The organism is Pedobacter nyackensis (assembly GCF_032678475.1).
Classification (GTDB): domain Bacteria; phylum Bacteroidota; class Bacteroidia; order Sphingobacteriales; family Sphingobacteriaceae; genus Pedobacter; species Pedobacter nyackensis_A.
In genome coordinates this window covers 396,294-418,614 of sequence record NZ_JAVTSF010000005.1, presented here as the reverse complement: position 1 = coordinate 418,614, position 22,321 = coordinate 396,294, and the positions used below count along the sequence as shown (strand labels likewise).

Annotated in this window: 25 protein-coding genes; 19 read left to right on the top strand and 6 right to left on the bottom strand. The window is 37.7% G+C overall.

Annotated features, from left to right (window positions below; all coding sequences use genetic code 11):
- The first annotated feature begins 1 nt into the window (after position 1).
- Together R2Q84_RS18110 and R2Q84_RS18105 are read left to right on the top strand one after the other, a co-directional pair.
- Positions 2–1,426, top strand: coding sequence for a RagB/SusD family nutrient uptake outer membrane protein (locus tag R2Q84_RS18110; RefSeq protein ID WP_316817993.1), 1,425 nt, complete (start codon positions 2–4; stop codon positions 1,424–1,426).
- Positions 1,427–1,433: 7 nt separating this feature from the next.
- Complete coding sequence (locus R2Q84_RS18105) at positions 1,434–2,753, top strand: TlpA disulfide reductase family protein (RefSeq protein ID WP_316817992.1); 1,320 nt, start codon at positions 1,434–1,436, stop codon at positions 2,751–2,753.
- A gap of 6 nt (positions 2,754–2,759) precedes the next feature.
- Here R2Q84_RS18105 and R2Q84_RS18100 read toward each other — a convergent pair whose 3' ends face one another.
- From R2Q84_RS18100 to R2Q84_RS18085, 4 genes are all read right to left on the bottom strand, one after another.
- The gene (locus tag R2Q84_RS18100; protein WP_316817991.1) at positions 2,760–3,800 is read right to left on the bottom strand and encodes a hypothetical protein; all 1,041 of its coding nucleotides are present in this window, start codon (positions 3,798–3,800) and stop codon (positions 2,760–2,762) included.
- A 62-nt stretch (positions 3,801–3,862) separates the two neighbouring features.
- Complete coding sequence (locus R2Q84_RS18095) at positions 3,863–4,114, bottom strand: hypothetical protein (RefSeq protein ID WP_316817990.1); 252 nt, start codon at positions 4,112–4,114, stop codon at positions 3,863–3,865.
- Between the two features lie 25 nt (positions 4,115–4,139).
- A complete protein-coding gene (locus tag R2Q84_RS18090) occupies positions 4,140–4,622 on the bottom strand; it encodes a MauE/DoxX family redox-associated membrane protein (RefSeq protein ID WP_316817989.1) in 483 nt (160 codons plus the stop codon).
- Positions 4,623–4,857: 235 nt separating this feature from the next.
- Positions 4,858–5,466: a hypothetical protein gene (locus R2Q84_RS18085; protein ID WP_316817988.1), complete on the bottom strand. Its 609-nt coding sequence runs from the start codon at positions 5,464–5,466 to the stop codon at positions 4,858–4,860.
- 361 nt (positions 5,467–5,827) lie between these two features.
- On the opposite strand from R2Q84_RS18085, the gene R2Q84_RS18080 reads away from it, so the two are divergent.
- The gene (locus R2Q84_RS18080) at positions 5,828–6,658 is read left to right on the top strand and encodes a LytTR family transcriptional regulator DNA-binding domain-containing protein (protein WP_316817987.1); all 831 of its coding nucleotides are present in this window, start codon (positions 5,828–5,830) and stop codon (positions 6,656–6,658) included.
- A 47-nt stretch (positions 6,659–6,705) separates the two neighbouring features.
- Here R2Q84_RS18080 and R2Q84_RS18075 read toward each other — a convergent pair whose 3' ends face one another.
- Entirely contained in the window at positions 6,706–6,888 is a 183-nt protein-coding gene (locus tag R2Q84_RS18075; protein ID WP_316817986.1) for a hypothetical protein, read from the bottom strand.
- Positions 6,889–7,382: 494 nt separating this feature from the next.
- Here R2Q84_RS18075 and R2Q84_RS18070 point away from each other — a divergent pair, with 494 nt between their 5' ends.
- The 6 genes from R2Q84_RS18070 (at position 7,383) to R2Q84_RS18045 (ending at position 10,807) form a co-directional block, all read left to right on the top strand.
- On the top strand, positions 7,383–8,027 hold the full coding sequence (locus R2Q84_RS18070) for a DUF6266 family protein (protein ID WP_316817985.1): 645 nt from the start codon (positions 7,383–7,385) through the stop codon (positions 8,025–8,027).
- Complete coding sequence (locus tag R2Q84_RS18065) at positions 8,024–8,674, top strand: hypothetical protein (RefSeq protein WP_316817984.1); 651 nt, start codon at positions 8,024–8,026, stop codon at positions 8,672–8,674. Before R2Q84_RS18070 ends, R2Q84_RS18065 begins: the two co-directional genes overlap by 4 nt.
- 209 nt (positions 8,675–8,883) lie before the next feature.
- Positions 8,884–9,531: a DUF6266 family protein gene (locus tag R2Q84_RS18060; RefSeq protein ID WP_316817983.1), complete on the top strand. Its 648-nt coding sequence runs from the start codon at positions 8,884–8,886 to the stop codon at positions 9,529–9,531.
- A gap of 158 nt (positions 9,532–9,689) precedes the next feature.
- A complete protein-coding gene (locus R2Q84_RS18055) occupies positions 9,690–10,055 on the top strand; it encodes a hypothetical protein (protein ID WP_316817982.1) in 366 nt (121 codons plus the stop codon).
- Positions 9,974–10,513 carry a peptidoglycan-binding protein gene (locus tag R2Q84_RS18050; RefSeq protein WP_316817981.1) on the top strand — a complete coding sequence of 180 codons (540 nt, stop codon included), beginning with the start codon at positions 9,974–9,976 and terminating at the stop codon, positions 10,511–10,513. Before R2Q84_RS18055 ends, R2Q84_RS18050 begins: the two co-directional genes overlap by 82 nt.
- Positions 10,514–10,612: 99 nt before the next feature.
- Positions 10,613–10,807 carry a hypothetical protein gene (locus R2Q84_RS18045; RefSeq protein ID WP_316817980.1) on the top strand — a complete coding sequence of 65 codons (195 nt, stop codon included), beginning with the start codon at positions 10,613–10,615 and terminating at the stop codon, positions 10,805–10,807.
- 197 nt (positions 10,808–11,004) lie between these two features.
- Here R2Q84_RS18045 and R2Q84_RS18040 read toward each other — a convergent pair whose 3' ends face one another.
- Entirely contained in the window at positions 11,005–11,730 is a 726-nt protein-coding gene (locus R2Q84_RS18040; RefSeq protein WP_316817979.1) for a tyrosine-protein phosphatase, read from the bottom strand.
- 178 nt (positions 11,731–11,908) lie between these two features.
- Here R2Q84_RS18040 and R2Q84_RS18035 point away from each other — a divergent pair, with 178 nt between their 5' ends.
- The 10 genes from R2Q84_RS18035 to R2Q84_RS17990 all read left to right on the top strand — a co-directional run bounded on the left by R2Q84_RS18035 (position 11,909) and on the right by R2Q84_RS17990 (position 22,315).
- Positions 11,909–12,601, top strand: coding sequence for a hypothetical protein (locus R2Q84_RS18035; protein ID WP_316817978.1), 693 nt, complete (start codon positions 11,909–11,911; stop codon positions 12,599–12,601).
- Positions 12,602–12,902: 301 nt separating this feature from the next.
- The gene (locus R2Q84_RS18030; RefSeq protein WP_410478432.1) at positions 12,903–15,377 is read left to right on the top strand and encodes an SLBB domain-containing protein; all 2,475 of its coding nucleotides are present in this window, start codon (positions 12,903–12,905) and stop codon (positions 15,375–15,377) included.
- 34 nt (positions 15,378–15,411) lie between these two features.
- Positions 15,412–16,488: a lipopolysaccharide biosynthesis protein gene (locus R2Q84_RS18025; protein WP_316817976.1), complete on the top strand. Its 1,077-nt coding sequence runs from the start codon at positions 15,412–15,414 to the stop codon at positions 16,486–16,488.
- Positions 16,489–16,588: 100 nt separating this feature from the next.
- Entirely contained in the window at positions 16,589–17,716 is a 1,128-nt protein-coding gene (wecB, locus tag R2Q84_RS18020; protein WP_316817975.1) for a non-hydrolyzing UDP-N-acetylglucosamine 2-epimerase, read from the top strand.
- A complete protein-coding gene (gene wecC, locus R2Q84_RS18015) occupies positions 17,706–18,923 on the top strand; it encodes a UDP-N-acetyl-D-mannosamine dehydrogenase (RefSeq protein WP_316817974.1) in 1,218 nt (405 codons plus the stop codon). Before wecB ends, wecC begins: the two co-directional genes overlap by 11 nt.
- A gap of 15 nt (positions 18,924–18,938) precedes the next feature.
- Positions 18,939–19,349 (top strand): FdtA/QdtA family cupin domain-containing protein, encoded by a 411-nt coding sequence (locus R2Q84_RS18010; protein ID WP_316817973.1) that lies wholly within the window; start codon positions 18,939–18,941, stop codon positions 19,347–19,349.
- Positions 19,346–19,759 (top strand): FdtA/QdtA family cupin domain-containing protein, encoded by a 414-nt coding sequence (locus tag R2Q84_RS18005; protein WP_316817972.1) that lies wholly within the window; start codon positions 19,346–19,348, stop codon positions 19,757–19,759. The genes R2Q84_RS18010 and R2Q84_RS18005 overlap by 4 nt, the downstream gene beginning before the upstream one ends.
- A complete protein-coding gene (locus R2Q84_RS18000) occupies positions 19,756–20,820 on the top strand; it encodes a hypothetical protein (RefSeq protein WP_316817971.1) in 1,065 nt (354 codons plus the stop codon). The genes R2Q84_RS18005 and R2Q84_RS18000 overlap by 4 nt, the downstream gene beginning before the upstream one ends.
- Positions 20,820–21,710 carry an NAD(P)-dependent oxidoreductase gene (locus tag R2Q84_RS17995; RefSeq protein WP_316817970.1) on the top strand — a complete coding sequence of 297 codons (891 nt, stop codon included), beginning with the start codon at positions 20,820–20,822 and terminating at the stop codon, positions 21,708–21,710. Before R2Q84_RS18000 ends, R2Q84_RS17995 begins: the two co-directional genes overlap by 1 nt.
- Positions 21,710–22,315 (top strand): HAD family hydrolase, encoded by a 606-nt coding sequence (locus R2Q84_RS17990; RefSeq protein WP_316817969.1) that lies wholly within the window; start codon positions 21,710–21,712, stop codon positions 22,313–22,315. Before R2Q84_RS17995 ends, R2Q84_RS17990 begins: the two co-directional genes overlap by 1 nt.
- Positions 22,316–22,321 lie beyond the last annotated feature (6 nt).

Genomic DNA, 22,321 nt, shown 5'->3' with positions numbered 1-22,321 from the left:
AATGAAATATATAAAATTAACAATCGCCTTAAACATGCTGTGTTTGTTTTGCGCTTGCGAGGACTTCATTTCGCTTGATTCTCCTGTTGAGCAGTTGGACACCAGAAAAGTATACAGCACCGACCAAACAGCCCTTGCAGCTATAAATGGACTTTATGCCAAGTTAAGTAATGGTGTGGGCTTTGCAAGTGGTTATTTTAACAGTGTTACGCTGTTTGCCGGCAGATCCGCAGATGATTTTGTTAACCTAAGCACAAACGAAGAAAAAAAACAATTCTCAGAAAACAACTTATCTGCAAGGAACCAGGGGCTGCGCTCGGGATTATGGCAGGAGCCTTATCAGATTATTTATGCCGCCAATATGGTGATAGAGAACCTGTCGCAGGCTGAACAGTTAAACCCCATTTTAAAAAAGCAGCTGGAAGGAGAAGCCAAATTTATAAGGGCCTTTTGTCATTTTTATCTGGTCAATTTGTTTGGTGAAATTCCCTTGATACTGACAACTGATTACAAGATCAATTTAAAAGCAGGCCGATCTGGGAGACAAGTCATTTATGAACAAATTATTAAGGATTTAATAGAAGCTAAGGCACTGTTGAATAATGATTATCCCGTTAGTGAACGCATCAGGGCAAACAAATGGGCAGCAAGTGCATTACTATCCAGAGTCTATTTATATCATCATAACTGGTATGCTGCAGAGCAGGAGGCTTCACTGATTATTGCCCAACAGCGTATCTACAGTCTTGAAAATGATCTGGATAGGGTATTTTTAAATGAAAGTAAAGAGGCCATTCTGCAATTTGCATTACCTTCATTATATCCTCATAGTACAAATGAAGGCTTGCTTTATATCATAGATGCTCCACCGACCTCTGAATCGGAAGTGATGCTCAGTAAAGAATTACTGGATGCTTTCGAGTCAGGAGATAAGCGCAATGCTAATTGGGTTGGTACTCTTACCAGTGGTACAACGTCGTGGCATTATCCCTTTAAGTATAAGATCAAAAGTGGGGCTGCCGTATTGAATGAGTATTCTATGGTGATTCGTTTAGCAGAACTGTACCTGATCCGGGCGGAAGCGAGAATCAACCAGAATAAAATTGAAGAGGGGATAGCAGACATTAACCTGTTGCGCACGCGTGCCAGGCCTTTACCTACCGCTGATATTCCCAATCCTATTCCTGCGTTAACATTTCGTTTAAGCAAAACTGAAGCTCTTTTTGCAGTCGAAAAGGAAAGACGGACAGAGCTTTTTGCTGAATGGGGACACCGCTGGTTGGACCTAAAAAGAACCCGAAGGGCGGAGATCCTTTTATCTGTAACAAAACCCATTTATTGGCAGCCTACCGATACGCTATATCCCATACCAGAATCTGAACTATTAAACGCCCCAAATCTCTACCAAAATAATGGATATCAATAATAATTATATGAAAACAAAAATCATACAACTCCTTTTCCTGGTATTAATAAGCCCTGTGTTGGCTTTCACTCAGGAAAAATTAAATCCAATAAGTATCGGTGATAAGGTTCCCGATTTTACATTTAAAAATCTAATCAATCATTCGGCACCTACACTTAATATCACTGATTTTAAAGGCAAAATATTAATCCTTGATTTTTGGGATTCTTATTGTACAAGTTGTGTTGCATCCTGGCCCAAGCTGATCAAGCTTCAGGAAGAATTTAAAGACAAGGTTAAAATTGTACTGGTTAATCCTGGCCAAAATGATAGCATAGTTCGCTCAGTCATTAACCGGCAGGAGCGGATCCATAATTATAAAATGAACCTGACGGTAGCGTATGACGATAAGAAAATTAAAGAATTGTTTCCCTATGAATCGGTACCACATGTTATATTTATTGATCCCTCGGGAACCGTAAAATATGTTACTTATGGTTTTAGTATCAACAGCACTACAATAGCTGGGCTAATTGCTGGTAAGGAACAAAATATAGCACTTAAAGTAACAGAAGATGTTTATATGGATTGTGATAAGCCTCTTTATATTGATGGAAATATGGGTAAGAATGATAGTGGGAAAAATATCGTGTGGAATACAGTTATCACCCCTTACTCTCCTGATATACTAAGTGTAACCAGTTTCGGATCCAACAGAGAAAAATCGATTTCTATGGCATATTTTGGGAATTATGATGTGAAATCGATGCTCGCGATCTTGTATGGGAGTAATGATAATCTAAGCCAGGCTGTAAGAGATTCCCGCATCCAGTTCAGGGATTTAGACTCTAGTAAACTTGTACGGAGAATCAATGGCAATACCATTGTCGATAATTGGTATACTTATCAATTTATTACTAATAAGTATATGCCCGAAAAAGTATTAAGAAGTAAGATATTGACAGATCTTGAACAGTATTTTGGACTGACAACACATATGGAGCAGCAGAAAAGGCAATGTATTGTATTAACTATTGACCCCACAAAATTGAGCACTTATAAAGATGGCGATATGGTTTCGGGGATCAGCGAAAACAGCATTGATGTTAACTGTATAACCGTTACAGAGTTAATTGATGGGCTGACATTTAATGTCCCGGCGTTTTACAAAACAAGCCATCCTGTTGTTGACGAAACTAATTTTACATATAGACTCGGCAAAATTAAGATACAGGCAGATGGTGTAATGGATTACGAAATGATAAAGCAGGAACTTTCAGCTCATGGGCTGAAATTATCAATTCAGGAACGAGAAGTAGATATCTTGGTAATCTCGACAAAACGATAATCAAACTTATAAGGGCAACTCAATATCGTGCCGGGTAATAAAATGATCTGATAGCGTATAAATATATTTATCAATTACCTGGAAACTTTTTGTTGAGTTGCCATTTTGATTTGGCAAATAGATGGAGTGTAAATAAGTGTTTTTTTCTGTGTCGTAAATATCAATCACTGTTGAGGCTAAAAATAGTGTGCGGTCTTCTTTTCTACCCATTATTTTCGATTGTATGTAAAGATGCTGCTTCCAGGATGAGCAGTTTGCATTGACCAATAGGGAGGGAGAGTTTATGGTTTTTGAGATCTGGTTATTGTTGTTTGTCACAGTGAATCTGGTACTGTCAATTGGATCAATAGTTTTTATTTTTTTTATTAGAACCAGATTGGTATCCATTATGAGTATTTGATTACGATAGTAATACATATACACCAGTTGGTGAAGGTTATTTTTGGTTAATATACCGTCCGTACAAAATAAGCCATCCACATGTTTTTCTAACAAATTCAGGTTCTCGTAAGATCCGGAAAAGGTGTTTTCTTTTCTGAGGCTATTTTGCTGGTTATTTGCGTTTACATATCTGAAAACAATGGATTGATCACTTACAGGAAGGCTCTGATGAAAATAAGGTATGTAAATATTGTGGGGGACAGCAAGCCAGCTGCCCACTTTTCCTTTATATATAGTGCGGTTAGTACCATTACTGAGGTAGAAATTACCATCAGTAACAGAGATCTTTAGAGGTTCTTGTTTATTTGTTAATGCTGTAACATCAATATTGATTGCTTTTCGTAGTCTTAATGCAGTGTCAATTTCAAGCAAATGATTGTTTGTAGTATAGTTGCCCAGGTAAATTTTGTCTTTGAACTGGCCTGCAAAATAATAGGAATTGTATTTTACATCTAGCCTAACAGCCTTACTTATGGTTTGTTCTATTGTCCTCTCGAAATCATAAGCAGCACTATTATGCTTCAGGTAATATTTCAGAAATAGGACCGATATTGGCAGTATAGATAATATCGTAACCAGGATGAGTTGCTTATATAGTTTTTTCATTTGCGACATGTTAAATATTCTGCAGCGAACATGGATTGATCGCTGCAGAATAAATGATAACACTAAGGATTTGCGTCCCTAAATAATGGAATTGTGCACAGACCGGTTACCGGATTCTGCCTCGCATAGGTAATGTCATTAATTGTACATGCTGGTCCGGAAGCCGTATTGCAAGGTACAACGGTTGTATTGCAAGGTCCTGCTGATCCTGCAGGTTTTGCAAGAATGACAAGCTTGTCTGACGTTGAATTTGTTGCGTACGCTCCGCCGATTGCAACCGCTGCAACCAATGCGGTGAAAAATAATTTTTTCATAATATTAATTTTTGTTCTTTTTTGCCTACTCTTGGTTACGGGTTTTCAGCTTCTCCCGATTCAAATTGCGCAATAGAATATCTTGGTTAAATTTTCCGTGTAAAAAAATGCCTGCTACCGCCAAAAGCACAAATGAGAGGTTAAAAATCAAATGCTCAGTCCAACCCATCTGGTCAAGAATGCCTCCGCAACTGCAGGGTATGCGTTCTGCAAAATTTAAAATGATAATAATGTATATGGTAAACATCAGCATCAGGCTAAATGAAGCGTACAATCCAATTAACTGCGTTCTTTTAAAATAGAGTAATACACTTAAGAGGATCTCTACTGAAGGAACTAGCCAGGCTATTGCCGTTGCATAATCGGTCAATAACGGCGACTGCCCCAATTCCATTTTAAATTTTTGAAAATCCAATAATTTATTGGTGGCAGCATATAAAAACAGCAGCATAAACGAATAGCCAATGAGGTCAACCTTTTTCATATTTTTTGCTTCCTTTCTAATCATGCTTTTAATTATTTATCCATGTTGGCGCCACCCGGAAATACTGCATGTTTTCGATTGTGTATAACCCTTAGGCCAATTCCAGCTAATGCCATCCGGAAGAGGTTAATTTTTTGATTTGGTATAATTGCCGGAATTTTCATGTCAAAAATAGGGAGCTAGGACAATGAGGTGTTAGCAACAGCTTTGCATCTTTACGGTAAAGCTGTTTACACTTTTAGTGTAATTGGTTTTATAATCATTGCTCTGTGCTTATTTTTTTCTTCTGATCAGCATACCCTTGCCTGGACAGTCCAACATGCATGGCTTTGATATCGCCTGATGCAACTTTTATAAATAATGGGTTTTCGGCTTCAAATTGTTGTACCCGCTGCTGCGGTAGTTCGTGGAGTAATACATTACGGTGTAGATAAGCCAGTTCGTTTTTGGCTGCAATGTGTTCCAGGTGTTTGTTAATTTCGTCAAATTCTCTTTTTAAAATAAGTGCATCAGGATAGGAGATGGATAGTACATAACCAGGTTCCAATATCTGTATATAGTTAATGCGGTCCACATGATTAATTAAGCTGCCGCTAAATACCATGAGTTCAAGTTTTTTCCAAATCATACAGCCACACAAGTTGTGGTTGTTTTGACAAATGGAGTAACTATGTGTCATCGCATTGAGTGATAGCCATATCCTGCCCTCGGCTGCCGGGCCGGGTACTTCTATCAGTTGATTTTTTAATACCTTCTGTAGTCTCGCGAATTCAACAAGATATGGAAGTATCACTTCGGTTCTTTCCGGGGAAATATGCATCGTGGTTAGCAAATATTTTTCAATGGTATTTAGTTTAAAAGTTTCCATAATCGCATTTGTTTGGAGATCGATTCTGTCTTCGTTAAGCTAATTTAAAGGGCGTTATGAAGTACTACCTAGGATTTTAGAAAGTTTGTTTCCGAGCTTGGACGAGTGTTTCCGAAGTGAGATGAACGCTTCTTAGTGTTTTTAAAGCTGAATTAAGAAAGATGAATTTTATCAATAAGCTGTAGATGTTGTTTTGGCCATTTTCGCAGAAATGACCTGTTTAGACTTATTGGTATTTATATGGGTTGTGAGAATTAGTGGCGTTTGTATTCTTTTAGTTACATGGTTTTCAGATGATCACGATATTTGTTCTTTGCTGAAAAATCATAAATTCGAATTTTTTTAACTAAATCTTTGAACAATGCGCTCTAATAAATCAAAAGCCCAGGAACCCATTTTTAATGAATTATTTTTTTCTATTCCTTTCGCGTTAATTTCTACTCACTTCTTTATGGCACTGAAAAGAGGGCGAAATTGTCTTGAACTCTTTCTTGATGAAGGTTATTGGCTGGATATTTCATTTAGATCTACCCTGGCATTCCTGATGATTCTTTTGGTGAAATTTGCTACGCGCTATCTGGATAAAAAAAGGCCATGGGATACCGGAGTATGGATGAGGCTCTTCCTTCAGTTCTTTTATGGTGTTTTTAGCATTGTGTTTATTGATTTTGCAGTTTATATCTGGTATCTGGATAGCAAGGATATCCGTATAGCTGATGCCCAGTTTTTCAATCTTTACAGTTTATGTATCTGTATTTATATTACGGTCATCAATATTTATTATAACTACGCTTACTTAATTACTTTAACTGGTAAGAAGTCGGGGCTACAACATAATTTAGAGGATCAACCTATGTTAGCTGAAAATGGGATCGACAAGCTTGTATTGTATGTTAGACAAAAAAATCTGGTTTATATTTCCATTTCAAGTAAAGTACATTTTGCAAAGAATACAGAGGGAGTGTACGAACATTGGCATCATACGCTCGAGGAATCCATAGCTGTGTTATCCGAAGAGGATTTTCATAAGGTTAGCCGTCGCCATATTGTACATAGATCTATTATCGATCAATTGATTTCTAATCCGAAACGAAATAAACTCGAGATCGTGTTAAAATCCCAATTTAATGAGAATGTAAAGATTTCTGCTGAAAGGATTGCTGGTTTTAATGAATGGTGGTTTAGAGAATAAGAAGGGCGCTCAACATATGTTGCGCCCTCCTTCTACATCATTGCATATTAATCCAACACGATATTTTCAACATCAATTCCCAGGTAGTCGGCCAGCTCCTTTTTGGTAATCAGCTGGTGCTTGCCTTTTTTTAAATCTTCTCTTAATTTTTTTAGCAGTTGTTGTGCGTACCTGATTTTCTTTCCGGTTATTTTGCACACATCGTTGGGAACCACATATAGTCTTTCCATGTCGTAAGGTTTTTAGAACCGCTCATTAGGTGGCACATAGCGTACAAGCGACTGCTTACACGGAACCTACAAGGGCAGTAGGTTAAAGATTAGTTTATGCGCTAATTTATAAAATTAATGTCATATAAAGCGCAGAAAACGTGTTATTTATGTCTTTTACGCATGCAGTGTTTTTAGGCGCATAGAACGCAAAGCGCTATTTTTATTCCATTTACATTTAGGTTATGGAACAGAAAAATACCCTTAACCACTCATTTTTAAACACAATTTTGGATCAATGTCAGGCTTATAGGATGGCTGTGTTTAGCCGGATAAATAAGTCGTGTTTAAGAGGGACCTTGTTCGGACCTCGTTCGGCTTTGTTCGGTAAAATTTCAATAAAAAATAGTTCAAAACAGAACTGATAGTAAAATTTCTTCGGAAACGGCTAATCGTCGGACGAAGGATCTGAAAAAAATCAATAAAAATTATAGATCATTTAAATTATAAACATCATGGCAAGATTAAGTAGTGGAATATTTGGGCCAATCCACGGTAAATTAGGTTCAGTAGTTGGCGCAGTATGGAAACAAACCCCGTATTTGCGTACCATGCCGCGCGAAAATAAAGAGGGTGTAAAGGCAACACCTGCACAAATAGCAAGTAGAGAAAAATTCAAATTCGTCCAGGATTGGCTGGTGCCTTTCTATCCTTATGTTACCGTTGGGTTTAGAAATCATGCAAAGGATAAAACTGAAATCAATGCGGCATTCTCGAAGAATTATCGTTTGGCTATCGTAGGTAGGTATCCTGATTTAAGTATCGATTATGCTAAAGTAGTATTAAGTAGAGGCCGGTTGCCGCGGTTGTATGCTGTGCAATTTGAGCTGAAAGCACCAGATTTGCTCAGCCTTACCTGGCAGCAAAACCGAAATGACGATTCGTGTTACGATGATCAGGTGATGTTGATCGTTTACAACAGGGAGCTTAAGCTGGTCGATGGTTTCGTTGGTGGCCGCAATAGATCTGATTTGAAATGTGATCTTAATCTAAATCCTAAGCTGATTGGTAAGCCGCTGGATGTGTATGTAAGTGTGGTTTCTTTAAACGGTAAAAAGGTAGCGGATAGCGAATACCTGGGAAGGATAGATCCACTATGAATGCGCAGCTAACTACACTCCGGACATTAGTCCTGAAAGAGCTTGATCCCATGTATTACCAATTGGATAAGAAACAGGTTGATTACTGGCTAAAGGAGATTCCGTTAATAGAGGCAGAGGTATTGAACATCCTGCAGACTGAAGTAATGGGAGGTTTGAAGAATAGTTTGGTTGAGCGCCATTTGAAACAGTTGCAGTACGATTGTACTTTTTTGCTAAATGCATTGTACAAATATACGGATAAACCCGATGCCGCTGCCTGTCTGTATCAATTTACTGAGTCTTGTCTACAGCATATACTTATGGATCTCGATGAACGCTACACGGTTAGTTTCAGACTTCAGCAAGATTCCGAGTATGGGAGGGCTGCGGAGGATTACCGCATTCGGGTTTTATTATCTGCAGAAGCACTGGCTTACTTTTTCAAATTGTTGTACAAAGCAGGTGTATTGGATAGCGGGCCAGTAAGTCGTTTGATCGTGTCACTTTCTAAAAATTTTACTACCCGGGGTGTGGGAAATGCGCAGTTGTCTTCCGGTAGTTTAATGACCAAATATAAACAGGTGGTACAAACTACAGCAAAGTCCGTAAGGGCTTTGCTGGTGAAAATGACAAAGCAACTGGATGATGAATTTACAATTTCATAATTTTTTGATTAAAATTTTATTGGGCTCGTAGTGGTTTAAAGGAGGTTTTTTACTGCTTTCAGAGGTAGCGTACGGTACCCCCTGGGACTGCCACAGCGTTATTTTATTATTTCTCTTTGTATCATCATTTGCATTCGACTTTGTGGTACTGCATCGTTGTTCTCGCAACGGATGTAATTAACAGATTTTTTAAACTTTAATTTTTTAAAATGGGAATTATCAGAAATGGGATCCTTGGTGGATTCCGCAAAAAAGTAGGCAACATCTCCGGTGCATTCTGGAGGGATCTAAACGTGATCAAATCGTTACCTCGTAAAAGCAATAAACCACCAACTCAAACGCAACTTGATCAGCGTATGAAATTTGGTCTGGTTACCGCTTTCCTGAGCATCATGAGTGAGTTTATTGATGAGGGATACCGCACTGGTAATGGTTCAACTTCGCCGATGAATGATGCGGTTGCCTATCACTTGAAAAATGCAGTGACCGGGGTTGCCCCAAACTTTACGCTTGATTATACCAAGTTTAGCTTCAGCAAGGGTAAACTGAGTGTACCGTCAGTGTCTACTGTAGATACGGCTGCTCCGGCTTCGGTTGATTTTAACTGGAGCCTGGATGGTGCAGATAACAAGTACAAAGATGCTACGGATGTGATCAATGTGCTGGCTTACAACCCTACAAAGAATCAATTTGTGTCGTTAAAGGCTGCGGCCCCACGTTCGGCACTCAATTATTCTTTGCCACTTCCACTCGACTTCGTAGGTGATTCTGTACACTGTTTCTTCAGCTTTACTTCTACTAAGAAGAAAAAGTTGCATTCCAGAAGTGTGTACATCGGATTGTTACCGGTGGCTTAATCAGCGCAGTTAAGTATTGAAGATTGTTTGGAGCTTGTGAATCGTGGCTAAGACGGACACCTGTGTGACGTGCAGTTAACCCACGAGTTCCGAATGGTCTTTTTAAGCTTCCGTTTTGGGAGATTGAAATTATTTAAATGAACCTTAAAATAGAAATCATGAATATATTAACAGGTATGAATACAAAGTCAGCAGGCAGCTATTTGCTGGTGTTGTTATTGGGTTTATTACTATTGCTTTGGCCGGTTGTGCAGCGGTTGGTGATAAATGGTGACCCAACTATTGGTGTGATCGATCCCAATATATGGTTATTGCTTTTATTAAGTCTCATTTCCTTTTTGCTGATCACAGGATTATGTTGGTGGCTTTTGCAAAGGCTTTGGACAAGTTTAGGTCTGCCTGTTTTGGGCAATATGGTTTCACAATTTAAAACACTCGAATCATGGCAGCAATTAAGTTTTTTCTGGGCTTCGTTTGCCTTATTGTTATTAACAGTTCTGGGCGTGTTTTCGGCAGTAATTTAAGTAGCTATGGGCATGATGGACATTATCTGGCAATCATCGCTGCCGCGAGAAAAGAAGAGGGCGTTTACGAAAGCGATGTTCCGAACAGTGGCGAGCGCATTGCGCAATACCTCCGCTACGTCGGGATCAAAACCCCGGCACCCTGGTGTGCCGCTTGGGTGTCCTTTGTTTTTGGAGAAGCTGGATATTCAGCGCCTAAGACGGCTTGGAGCCCGGATTTATTCCCCGCTAAAAGATTGGTCAAAGCGGTGCGGCCGGGTATTGTATTTGGTGTTTATTATCCTTCATTAAAGAGAATTGCACATTGTGGGATTGTTGAAGAAGTTAGAAATAACTGGGTGTTCAGTATGGAAGGAAATACCAACGTAAATGGGAGTCGGGAAGGTGATGGTGTGTATCGCCGCACGCGGCATGTGAGAAGTATAAACCGTTTTGCGGATTGGGTAAAAAATGAGTGATCTCTTCTAAGGCTGGCATCTTTTGCGAAGAGCAAAAGCGCAAAGGCCTTTTCTGAGATACTAATTTTTTAGATCATAGAAAGAAAAAAGCTTAAGATTATGAAAAATATACTTCTTCTAATACTCTTCTGCCTTTCCGGCTGTGGTGTATTCAAAAAAACAAGTAAAACAAATGCTACTGCTACACAATCATCAACCAACCAGCTGGAATCTACTCAGCTGGTTTTAAAAAATGCGGATAAAGAAACCCGAACCTTTACATATTGGAACGATAGCGGATTTTACCAAATTTAGCACGTTAAAGAGCAGGTTGATCAGGTTAAGGTTGGTAAAATAAGCCAGGAAGAAAGATTAGAGGCTAAACAGGGTGTTAGGGTAAAAGTAGCCGAACCACTAAGTAGCTGGCTATATGTGGTGGTGATCATTGCTGTGGTGATGAGCTACGTTTTGTATAGATATGTTTGGGGGAATTCAAAGGGAAGAAGTACCCCTTAATTCAGTTCAGTATTTTTAAGTAAACCGCTGTCCACTAATTTTGCATAATGTTTAGTGGATGGTACTTTTTTTAGCACATCCAGATGTTTCACATGATGTATGTCAGTCCCGATGAAATCAATCATGCCTTTCTCAATGAGTTTTTCGGCGATGGATTTGATACCTTTCCCATAATGTTCGGTTAAAGACATGGCGTTGACCTGAAATTCAATGCCCATTTCTTTTAACCGGGTATAATAGTTGAATTGTTTATGAAAAAATAAATAGCGCTCTGGGTGTGCTAAAATAACCTGGTATCCTTTAATACCAATATCAAATATCACTTCTTCTAAATCATGTGGTCTGAAAATCTGGCTGAATTCTACAAGTAATCTGTTGCCCGGTAATGGTATTAACTGGTTGCTTGTTAGCTGTTTTTTGAACTCTTCGTCCAGGTAATATTCGGAAGAAAGGTTTAGGGTCATGCCATGCGGTAATTTCCCATCCAACTGCGCATGGCCATTTTTTAAGGTTTCCGAAGTATTCGGGTGTATATCTTGTAAGGTATGTGGTGTGGTATATAATTTTGTAAAGCCCAATTCACTTAGGCCTTTTATCAGCTGTAAACTGTCTGCAATATCTTTAGCGCCATCGTCTACTCCTGGTATCAGATGAGAGTGCATGTCTGTTGCTATCGCACTGAAATCGTTATATGAGGATTTTGACCTATTGAAAAAAAACATCTATAAAAATTATGGTGCTTAGGATATGTTAACTTTTTATAATTATATAATAAATGTAGTGATTTCTGATTTGTGGCACAAAAAGTGCATAGGGATGGAAAACCATAAACATATTCGATATTGTAATTATTATTTTACATTTGAACCGAAAACATATAATCCGCCCTAAGCAATGTTAATGAAAAAAACTTTACTTATCGCGCTCTCCCTATTGTTATCCAATGCAGCTTTTTCCCAAACGAGTGATGATTACAATTACAGCTTAGCTGTAAAGGGATATAGCATTATGCAAATGCCCAAAGTTTTAAATCAAAAAAAGAAAGAAGAATTTAAAGACGTAGTTTTTCATGGAGGGATGATCAAATTTAACGACAATCAGATCAGTTATCGATTGGGAGGAAGCTACATAAGAAGAGATATGGAAGTTGTCAATAACTGTTTAAACTGCGAGCAGTTGAACGGAAAAGTGAAGGATTTTAATTTTACCATTGGTTTCGAAAAAAACCTAAACTTTTCGAGAATACAGCCTTATTTCGGATTTGACATTGGTTTCAGGGAAAATAAATTTGATGGAACGGTAATTTCGAAAAAGATTTTGACGAACGGTCCCGATGCAGCACTTTCTGGTGTTGTTGAGACAAGTAAGACCGGTTTTACTGCTGCACCTGTAATAGGGATTAAAATTTATCCAATACGCCAGGTGGCCCTGTTTGCAGAAAGTAGTATTCAATGGTTTTATTTTTACGAGCGGCAAGAAACAATAGCACAGGATGCGAACAATACCCGGACAGTTAATAAATATAACAAATCAGAATTTTTAACCAATGCAATTTCTGTAGGTATTCAGGTAAATATATGCAGGGCCAAGTAGTTCGCTATGCTCGTTTTTAATCAACATTCAATTAAATTAATATATTTGCAGCCGATACTAAACTACATCTACCACATGAAAGTTAAGTTAACCAATATATTTTTGAACAGTAATAAAGAAAACGTGATGTTTTTTTTAAAAACTGCTTTTTTTAACCTCTCAAATCTAAATAGATATGCCGATTTCAAGCCGTTTAGGCAAGTTTTGATCCGTACTCCGCAAAATCACCAGGTTTTATACGTTTTTGTATAAAAAGCCGTTCATGAACAAAATAATAACCATTAACTCTCTACTCAATAATATGAACTTTAAAAGAACGATAACTACAATAATATTCTTCTTTGCTATTTTAATGACGGAGACGGCTTTTTCCCAGTCGAATTATGCAGATGTGAAGGTGGATGAGCTATCAGACGCGCAGATTTTGCAGATGATTAAAAAGGCAGAATCTATTGGCTATACGGAAGCTCAATTAGGGAAAATGGCTGCAGCGCAGGGGATGAAGCAGGAGGAAATTCAAAAGCTTCAATTGCGTGTTGAAAAGGTACGTAAGCAAGGGGCTGTGACCACTATCCAAACTGATGATAATACTGGAAGTACTGGTAGGGAAATGAGTGAAACTACAGATGGTGGAGCTGTAGACAACGAAAAGAAGATAAAAGATGAGGAGATTGGGCCTAAAGTATTTGGTTCTGAGCTTTTCAGAAATGGCAATATCAAATTTGAACCAAATTTAAGAATCGCTACCCCAAAAGGATATATTATTGGTCCTGATGATAAGTTGCTGATCGATTTGACAGGTGACAACGAAGCTAGTTATAATTTGCTGGTAAGCCCTGAAGGGGTAATTAACTTACAATATGTAGGTAGAGTTTCGGTTGGAGGTTTGTCAATTGATCAGGCCACATCGAAGATTCGTGCAGCTATGGCAAAAACTTATCCTTCATTGCGTTCTGGGGCTACAAGTTTATCTATCAATTTAGGAAATATCAGGAGCATTAAAGTAGTAATGACCGGGCAGATCACTAAACCAGGTACTTACACTTTATCTTCATTGGCAACTGTTTACAATGCATTGTATGCATCTGGAGGACCTTCTTTAAATGGGTCATTCCGTAAAATTCAGGTCATACGTAACAATAAGGTCGTAGCTACGATTGATGTGTATGATTTTCTTTTGAAAGGAATTCAGCAAAATAATATTCGTTTACAGGATCAGGATGTGATCAATGTACCTGTTTTTGATAAACGGGTAGAGATTCAAGGTGAAGTTAAAACAGCTGCTTTGTTTGAGGTGGTTTCTGGGGAGCATTTGCAGGATTTGATTGGTTTTGCAGGTGGATTTACACCGCAGGCATATACCGCTAAAATAAAGACTTTCCAAAATACAGACAAAGAGCGTCGTATAACAGATATCAATGCAGCAGACTTTACAGCTTACGAACCTAGAAATGGCGACAAGTATGTTGTAGAGGCAATTTTGGATAGGTTCCAGAATAGAGTAGAGATTTTGGGTGCGGTTTTTCGCCCGGGAGTTTATGCTCTAGATAATGGAATTACGTTAAAAGGGCTGATCGCTAAAGCTGAAGGTGTAACGGAAGATGCTTTTTTGAACAGAGGTTATATCAATCGTTTAAATGCTGATAATACCCTGGCTTTAATATCATTTGATGTAGCTAAAATCCAAACGGGTACAGAACCAGATATCACTTTACAAAGAGAAGATAAGGTAACCATTTCTTCACTATTTGATTTACGCGATGAGTATAAATTAAGTATACAAGGTGAAGTTAGAGCACCTGGTACTTTTGAGTATGCAGATAATACCAGTTTAGAAGCATTGATTCAAATGGCTGGTGGTTTTAAAGAAGGGGCAACTCCAAATCGTATAGAGATATCGAGAAGGGTTAGAAATAGTAATGTACGCTCGGATTCTGCAAGAACTGCAAGAGTTTTCATTGTAGGTGTAGATCAGAATCTTAAATTATCTGATGACAAATTTTTACTTCAGCCTTTTGATTTGGTGACTGTAAGGAGCTCTGAAGGTTATCAGGTTCAAAAACAAGTTAAATTAGAAGGAGAGGTATTGTATCCTGGTATGTATACAATTACTCAAAAAAATGAGCGAATTTCTGATTTGATTAAAAGAGCTGGAGGTTTAACCCCAATTGCTTATGTGGATGGCGCATCTTTAAAAAGACCAGGTGCAGAAAAGGTGAGCCCTGGGGATAAAAATGCCATTAATAACAAGGAAGAGGAGGATAAAAAGTTTCTTAATTTGAAACGTGCAGAGGAAGTTGGAGCTGAAGAAAAGTTGAAGCCGGCCATTGAACAACAGTTGATTCAGTCCGATTTGGTTGGGATTAACTTGAAGCGGATTTTAAATCAGCCTAAATCTAGATACGATTTGATAGTTGAAGATGGTGATGTGATTCGAGTGCCAAGGCAGTTGCAAACAGTTAAGGTAACAGGAGAGGTTTTGAATCCAAATAGTATTGTGTTTTTACCAGGTAAGAGCTTTAAGCAATATGTTAATGGTGCCGGAGGCTTTTCTTCTAGTGCATTAAAACGAGGTGCATATATTAGATATGCGAACGGTGCTGTTGAAGCAGGCAGTAAGTTCTTGTTCTTTAATAACTTCCCAAGGGTTAAGCCAGGATCTGAAATTTTAGTGCCTAAAAAGGCGGAGAAGGAAAAGATGAGTGCACAGAGTTGGATTGGCTTGGGAACGGGATTGGCTTCGTTGGCAGCAATAGTAGTATCCTTGCTTAGATAACTTATAAGATCATCCAACTTTTTGTATTAATCAAATGAACTCAGAAAATATAAATAAGCAGCCTAGTAATTCGGATGAAATTTCTTTGAATGGAATAGTGCTCGAAATCATAGAATGGTATAAATTTTTGTTGTCAAAATGGGGGGTCTTGTTACTATTTTGCGTGATTGGTGCATTGGTTGGGTTCGGATATGCCCATTATAAAAAAGCTGTTTATACCGCTGTTACCACTTTTGTACTGGAAGATGGAGATAGTGGAGGTGGGTTAGGAAAGTATGCTGGTCTGGCTTCAATGGTTGGCGTTGATGTGGGCGGTGGTGGTAGCGGTGGAATTTTTCGAGGAGATAATATCCTTGAGTTGTACAAATCACGCACAATGATTCAAAAAACATTATTGACAGAGGTTGAATATGACGGGAAGAAACAGCTTCTTGTGGATCGATATATTGCTTTTAACGGACTCAGAGAAAAGTGGGCAAAATTCCCCGCTTTAAAAGACATTCAATTTAATGTAAAGCATAATTTTACCCGTTTACAAGACAGTGTTTTAGGAGCCATTGTCAATGATATAAATAAGAATTATTTAAAGGTTGTTAAGCCAGATAAACTGTTAAGTATCATAAAAGCAGAGGTTAGAGGAGGTGATGAATTTTTTGCAAAAGAATTCAATGATCACATTGTACAAAATGTTAACGATTTCTATATACAGACCAAGACTAAAAGATCTTTAGATAATATCGCAATCCTGCAGCAGAAGACCGATTCTGTTAGGGCGGTAATGAATGGGGCTATCTACTCCGCTGCAGCGGCAATGGATGCTACCCCGAATCTAAATCCTACAAGACAGGTACAACGTGTGGTTCCAGCACAACGCTCCCAGTTTTCAGCCGAAACCAATAAAGATATTTTAGGTGAACTGGTGAAAAATCTTGAAATGTCTAAGATGGCAATGCGAAAAGAATACCCGCTAATTCAGGTGGTGGATAGTCCGGTATTTCCATTGGAAAAAGAAGAGTTTGGGAAAATGAAAGGTATGTTTATCGGTGGAGTTCTTTTTACACTGATGACTGCTCTATTCCTCTTGTTCAAAAGATTTTTAATAAACCATTAGCATCTTAATGAAAAAGAAGCCTTGGTTATTTGTTTCACCAATGCGAATCCGGGGTATATAAAATGAATTTTTTAATCAATTAAGAATATAAAAAGTTAAAATGAAGAAACTTCTATTTGTGTTTGGTACGAGGCCTGAAGCTATAAAAATGGCACCTCTTATTAAAAAGTTTCAAGACGAAAAGGTAGAAATTAAGGTTTGTGTAACCGCACAACATAGAGAGATGCTGGATCAGGTGTTGGATTTTTTTGAAATCACTCCTGATTTTGATTTAGATCTAATGAAACCAGGTCAGGATCTTTTTAGCTTAACAGCGGCTATAGTAACTGGTTTAAAACCAATCCTGGAAGAAGTTAAACCAGATTATGCTTTTGTTCATGGTGATACTACCACTACATTTGCAACGTCCATTGCTTGTTTCTATAGTAATGTGAAGATCTGTCATGTTGAAGCGGGATTAAGAACATATAATAAGCATTCTCCTTTTCCTGAAGAAATGAATAGGGTCCTTACGGGAAAGCTCGCGGATATTCATTTTGCTCCAACAAAAAAATCAAAATCCAATCTTTTGTTAGATCAGGTTGCAGAAGATAAAGTACTTGTAACTGGAAATACTGTTATAGATGCACTTCTTGCTGGTATTAATAAGGTTAAGAATCTTGATAATGACGCGATTTCAGCCCTGCGAGCCTTGATAATTCCTGATAAGAAAATTATTCTGGTTACCGGTCATCGAAGAGAAAATTTTGGAGATGGATTTTTAAATATCTGTAAAGCCTTAAAGGCTATAGCAGAGAATAATGCTGACGTGCAGATTATTTATCCTGTACATCTTAACCCAAATGTGCAGAAGCCTGTATTTGATTTATTGGCTGATACCCCTAATATTAACTTGATTAGTCCACTTGCTTACGAGTCATTTTTATGGCTGATGAATAGTTCTTATCTGATCATTACAGACAGCGGAGGTGTTCAGGAAGAAGCACCTTCTTTAGGTAAGCCTGTACTTGTGATGAGAGATACGACTGAACGTCCGGAAGCTGTGGAGGCAGGAACTGTATTGTTGGTAGGAACTGATGCAGATCGAATTGTTTCAGAAACGCAACGGTTGTTAGATGATAAAGATGCTTATCTCCAAATGAGTGAGTTGCATAACCCTTACGGAGATGGATCTGCATCTCAAAGAATTGTCGATTTTATTTTAAATGATATAAGAAATGAATATTAATAGAATTTGTGTTGTTGGTTTAGGGTATATAGGCTTACCTACTGCAGCTTTACTAGCTAATAGAGGTTATATGGTTTATGGTGTTGATGTTGTTCAGCGTGTTGTTGATACCATTAATAGGGGCGAAATTCATATCGTCGAACCTGAATTAGATACTTTTGTTAGATCTGCAGTGAACGGAGGAAAGTTAATAGCTGGCACTCAACCTCAGGAAGCGGATGTTTTTATTATTGCTGTGCCAACCCCTTTTCATGATAATTATGTTCCTAATATTGATTATGTAATTTCGGCAACCAAGTCAATCTCACCTTATCTTAAAGACGGTAATATTATTATTCTAGAGTCCACATCTCCAGTGGGAACTACAGATAAAATCGTAGAGACATTGGAATCAATGAATATAAATACTGACAAGCTACACATTGCTCATTGCCCTGAAAGAGTTCTTCCAGGTAAAGTGATGAAGGAACTTATTGAGAATGATAGAATTGTGGGTGGTACAAAAGAAGAATCTACAAAGCTTGTTAAGGCTTTTTATGAAAGCTTTGTATCAGGCGCAGTCTTAATTACAGATGCTAAAACAGCTGAAATGTGTAAGCTTGTGGAGAATTCTTATAGAGATACAAATATCGCATTTGCAAATGAATTGTCGATGATATGTGATAAGGCTAATATTAATGTTTGGGAGCTCATTAAATTGGCGAATAAACACCCTAGAGTTAATATTCTTCAACCAGGGGCTGGGGTAGGCGGACATTGCATTGCTGTTGATCCATGGTTTATTGTTTCAGCCTATCCTGAAGAAGCTAAAGTTATTAAACAAGCGAGATTAAGTAACGACTATAAATCAGAATGGGTTTCTGAAAAAATAAAAAATGCAGCATTACAGTTCGAATTAAAGCATCAGAGAAAGGCAAGAGTTGCTTACTTTGGTTTAGCATTTAAACCCGATATCGACGACTTAAGAGAATCTCCGGCAGTTCATATTGTGAAAAGAGCTTTAGAGACTGAAGGAGAAAAGGAAAATACTTTAGTAGTTGAACCAAATATTTCTGAGCATCCAATTTTTGATCTGGTTAATTACAAAAATGCTTATGAGAACGCTGATATAATTGCTTTTCTTGTTGCCCATAAAGAATTTAAGCAACTTGAAAATAATTCGGAAAAGATTATCCTAGACTTTTGTGGGGTAACAGCTAAAAACTAATTTAATCTAACCACTATGAGTAGCGTAAATGAATGCCGAATTATTGAACTTCCTAAGATTATTGATCCCAGAGGAAATCTTTCTTTTTTAGAGGGTAATTCACACGCCCCCTTTGAAATAAAAAGGACCTATTGGATCTATGATGTTCCTGGAGGAGAAGAAAGAGGTGGGCATAGTTATATAAACAATCAAGAATTCATTGTTGCCCTTTCTGGTAGCTTTGATATTGTTGTAGACGATGGAACTGAGAAAAAAGTATTTTCTTTAAATAGATCTTATTACGGCCTTTATGTTCCAAATGGATTGTGGAGAGGGATGGAGAATTTTTCTACAAATTCTCTCGCATTTGTAGTCGCATCGGAAGATTATGATGAAAAGGATTACATCAGAGATTATAAATATTTTCTGGAAAAAAATAAAATATGAGGACTTTAGTATACGATTGTTCAGTTTTTGAACTGCCCAGGATTATGAACCGCGCAGGAAATATTACCCCTGTTCATAATAATGTAGAAATTCCTTTTGCTGTTAAAAGAGTATTTTATTTGTATGATATACCAGGAGGTGAATCGCGGGGAGCACACGCACATAAAGAATGTCATCAGTTTTTAATTGCAGCAAGTGGGAGTTTTGAGGTGCTTTTGGATGATGGAAAAACTAAGCGTTTGGTTCAATTGAACCGTCCTTACGTTGGGTTGCATATTCCTCCTGGCATTTGGGCATCGGAGATCAATTTTTCGTCAGGCTCGATTTGTTTGGTATTCGCTTCTCACACATATAATGAAGCGGATTACCTTCGAGACTATAATGATTTTAAACAGTATATAAACACATGAAAAAAATATTAATTGCCGGTGCTGGTGGCGCTCCTTCAGAAGGAGTGATTAACTCTCTTCTAAGAAGCAAGAAGAATGAAATAATTATTGGAATGGGTAGTGAACCAACTGATTTGGTTTTATCTAATGCCCAGGAGAAATATTATATCCCTTATGCTGATAGTCCTGAGTACAAAGAAGCCTTATTGAAGTTATTGCGAGAAACAAAACCGGACTTGGTTCATTTCCAAAATGATCTGGAAATTTACCATGCTTCAATGTTAAGGGATGAAATTCATGCTTTAGGTGTAAAAACATATATGCCTTCGCATGAGGTTATTGACACTTGTGTACATAAATATAAAACCTATTTGAAGTGTAAAGAAGCCGGTGTTAAAGTTCCTGAGAATATCATGATCAACGATGAAAATGATTTAAAAAGAGCATTCTCGGAATTGGGTGATGAGAATGGTAAGATCTGGCTTAGGGCTTCGTCTATTGGCGGAGGAGGAAAAGGAGCGTTACCTACCAGTGACTATACTTTTGCTAAGGGATGGATTGAAAGGTATAATGGTTGGGGAGATTTTGTTGCCGCTGAAATGTTGACTCCAGATACAGTTACTTGGTTGTCTGTATGGAATGAAGGAGAATTAGTTGTGGCTCAAACAAGAATCAGAAAAGGTTGGACTCATGGTAACAGAACTGTTTCAGGAGTTACAGGTGTAACAAAAGTAGGGCAGACTTTTTCTGATCCTGAAGTAGATCGTATTTCAATTGAAACTGTAAAAGCTGTTTCAGATAAACCACACGGTATTTTTGGAGTGGACATGGCTTACGATAAAAATGGAGTCCCTAATCCTACAGAAATTAATATCTCTAGATTTTTTACGACTGTTTTGTTCTTTACTGAAGCTGGATTAAATTTGCCGGAAATATTTAAGGATATTGTGTTGTATAATGAGTTGCCAGATCTTCAAAAGAAAATAAACCCACTGGAAGACGGTTTGTTATGGGTTAGAGGAATGGATACCAAGCCTCGCTTAATGACCTCTGAACAATTAAAAAACGAAGTGAGGTTCTAATGATCTTATTAACCGGTGCATCTGGATTTATAGGGAAACACCTTTTGTCCTCTTTAATTGAAACTTACGGGAAAAAAAATGTACTTGCATTAACCTCCAGACCAATAGCTGGATGTAATTATCTTCTTCATAACAATTATAATTTTGACGTTGATTTTTTTAAGGTAAATGGGGTTGCGGATGCCGTGGATACGATTATCCATGCCGGAGCCTTTACTCCAAAGAATTCAAAGCAGGGTAACGATTGGAAAAATTGTAATCAGAATATTTATAATATTGAGAAGTTAATCAGTTCGTTTCTTCCGAATTTGAAGAGAATTATTTACTTAAGCACCCTTGATGTATATGGAAATGCCGATTTAATCTCCGAAGATTCAGTAATAGCACCGACGTCCTTGTACGGACATTCGAAACTTTATGGCGAAAAGCTAATCACTTCCTGGGCTGAGTCTACAGGGACGTTTGGACAAATATTGCGTATAGGTCATGTGTATGGACCTGGAGAAGAAGCTTATCAAAAAGTTATTCCAGTTACGATGAGAAAGCTATTACTAGGTGAAACTATAGAACTCTGGGGCACTGGTGCAGATCTACGTGCCTTTATTTATATAGATGATATTGTTAAAGCCATTTTGAATTCTTTAAGTTTAAGAGAAGACATTGGGGTCGTGAATTTGGTAAGTAACTATTCAATTTCCATTAAAGAGCTCATTCAGCAAATAATTGATCTCAGTGGAAAAGAAGCTGAAATCAAACTGATCCCAAAAGAAGTTGAAATCAGAAGCCTAAAATTTGACAATAGTAAGATGCTGAGATATTTACTTCCCAAAGAACATTCTTTGGCTGAGGGCTTAAAAAGTGAGTGGGATTACATGTTAAACTTAAACTAATGAATATCTTCTTTGACTTAGACGGTACGTTAATAGACTCAAAAGACAGGCTCTATTTTCTCTTTCAACATTTAGTTCCTGAATCAGCTTATACATTTGAGGAATATTGGGGGTATAAAATGAATAGGGTTAGTCATAAGGAAATACTCCTGAGTCAGTTCGGCTATTCTTTGGAGGCTTTCCTTGACTTTGAAGTGAAGTGGATGGGACTTATTGAAGCTGACAAGTGGCTTGATTTGGACCACCCATTTGATGGTATAACTGAGTATTTGACTGAACTGAGTAAAGAACATGATCTTTTTGTTGTGACTGCCAGACAATCTGAAGAGATTGCCATGAAACAGATTCAAGGATATGGATGGCAGCAAATTTTTAAAAAGGTATTTGTGACAGGGCAGAAACTAGAAAAGTATGATCTGATCATTAATGCCGTAGATGTGAAGAGTCAGGATTGGTTTATTGGTGATACAGGTAAAGATATTCAAACAGGTAAACTACTGGGAATAAATACTGCGGCAGTACTATCTGGATTTTTGGGCAGAGACATTTTGTTTGAATATCAACCAGATATAATTGTAGATAATGTAATGAGCCTTAATTTTTAATTAAAT

Excerpts from the sequence above, each read along its gene's own strand:
- R2Q84_RS18070 (WP_316817985.1), top strand. The coding sequence starts at position 7,383 with ATGGCAAGATTAAGTAGTGGAATATTTGGGCCAATCCACGGTAAATTA.
- R2Q84_RS17995 (WP_316817970.1), top strand. The coding sequence starts at position 20,820 with ATGATCTTATTAACCGGTGCATCTGGATTTATAGGGAAACACCTTTTG.
- R2Q84_RS18085 (WP_316817988.1), bottom strand. The coding sequence starts at position 5,466 with ATGGAAACTTTTAAACTAAATACCATTGAAAAATATTTGCTAACCACG.
- R2Q84_RS18110 (WP_316817993.1), top strand. The coding sequence starts at position 2 with ATGAAATATATAAAATTAACAATCGCCTTAAACATGCTGTGTTTGTTT.
- R2Q84_RS18010 (WP_316817973.1), top strand. The coding sequence starts at position 18,939 with ATGAGTAGCGTAAATGAATGCCGAATTATTGAACTTCCTAAGATTATT.
- R2Q84_RS18080 (WP_316817987.1), top strand. The coding sequence starts at position 5,828 with ATGCGCTCTAATAAATCAAAAGCCCAGGAACCCATTTTTAATGAATTA.
- wecB (WP_316817975.1), top strand. The coding sequence starts at position 16,589 with ATGAAGAAACTTCTATTTGTGTTTGGTACGAGGCCTGAAGCTATAAAA.
- R2Q84_RS18100 (WP_316817991.1), bottom strand. The coding sequence starts at position 3,800 with ATGAAAAAACTATATAAGCAACTCATCCTGGTTACGATATTATCTATA.
- R2Q84_RS18050 (WP_316817981.1), top strand. The coding sequence starts at position 9,974 with ATGGCAGCAATTAAGTTTTTTCTGGGCTTCGTTTGCCTTATTGTTATT.
- R2Q84_RS18025 (WP_316817976.1), top strand. The coding sequence starts at position 15,412 with ATGAACTCAGAAAATATAAATAAGCAGCCTAGTAATTCGGATGAAATT.
- R2Q84_RS18040 (WP_316817979.1), bottom strand. The coding sequence starts at position 11,730 with ATGTTTTTTTTCAATAGGTCAAAATCCTCATATAACGATTTCAGTGCG.
- R2Q84_RS18090 (WP_316817989.1), bottom strand. The coding sequence starts at position 4,622 with ATGATTAGAAAGGAAGCAAAAAATATGAAAAAGGTTGACCTCATTGGC.
- R2Q84_RS18095 (WP_316817990.1), bottom strand. The coding sequence starts at position 4,114 with ATGAAAAAATTATTTTTCACCGCATTGGTTGCAGCGGTTGCAATCGGC.
- R2Q84_RS18005 (WP_316817972.1), top strand. The coding sequence starts at position 19,346 with ATGAGGACTTTAGTATACGATTGTTCAGTTTTTGAACTGCCCAGGATT.
- R2Q84_RS18060 (WP_316817983.1), top strand. The coding sequence starts at position 8,884 with ATGGGAATTATCAGAAATGGGATCCTTGGTGGATTCCGCAAAAAAGTA.
- R2Q84_RS17990 (WP_316817969.1), top strand. The coding sequence starts at position 21,710 with ATGAATATCTTCTTTGACTTAGACGGTACGTTAATAGACTCAAAAGAC.
- R2Q84_RS18045 (WP_316817980.1), top strand. The coding sequence starts at position 10,613 with ATGAAAAATATACTTCTTCTAATACTCTTCTGCCTTTCCGGCTGTGGT.
- R2Q84_RS18030 (WP_410478432.1), top strand. The coding sequence starts at position 12,903 with ATGAACTTTAAAAGAACGATAACTACAATAATATTCTTCTTTGCTATT.
- R2Q84_RS18065 (WP_316817984.1), top strand. The coding sequence starts at position 8,024 with ATGAATGCGCAGCTAACTACACTCCGGACATTAGTCCTGAAAGAGCTT.
- R2Q84_RS18075 (WP_316817986.1), bottom strand. The coding sequence starts at position 6,888 with ATGGAAAGACTATATGTGGTTCCCAACGATGTGTGCAAAATAACCGGA.
- R2Q84_RS18000 (WP_316817971.1), top strand. The coding sequence starts at position 19,756 with ATGAAAAAAATATTAATTGCCGGTGCTGGTGGCGCTCCTTCAGAAGGA.
- R2Q84_RS18055 (WP_316817982.1), top strand. The coding sequence starts at position 9,690 with ATGAATATATTAACAGGTATGAATACAAAGTCAGCAGGCAGCTATTTG.
- R2Q84_RS18035 (WP_316817978.1), top strand. The coding sequence starts at position 11,909 with ATGAAAAAAACTTTACTTATCGCGCTCTCCCTATTGTTATCCAATGCA.
- R2Q84_RS18105 (WP_316817992.1), top strand. The coding sequence starts at position 1,434 with ATGAAAACAAAAATCATACAACTCCTTTTCCTGGTATTAATAAGCCCT.
- wecC (WP_316817974.1), top strand. The coding sequence starts at position 17,706 with ATGAATATTAATAGAATTTGTGTTGTTGGTTTAGGGTATATAGGCTTA.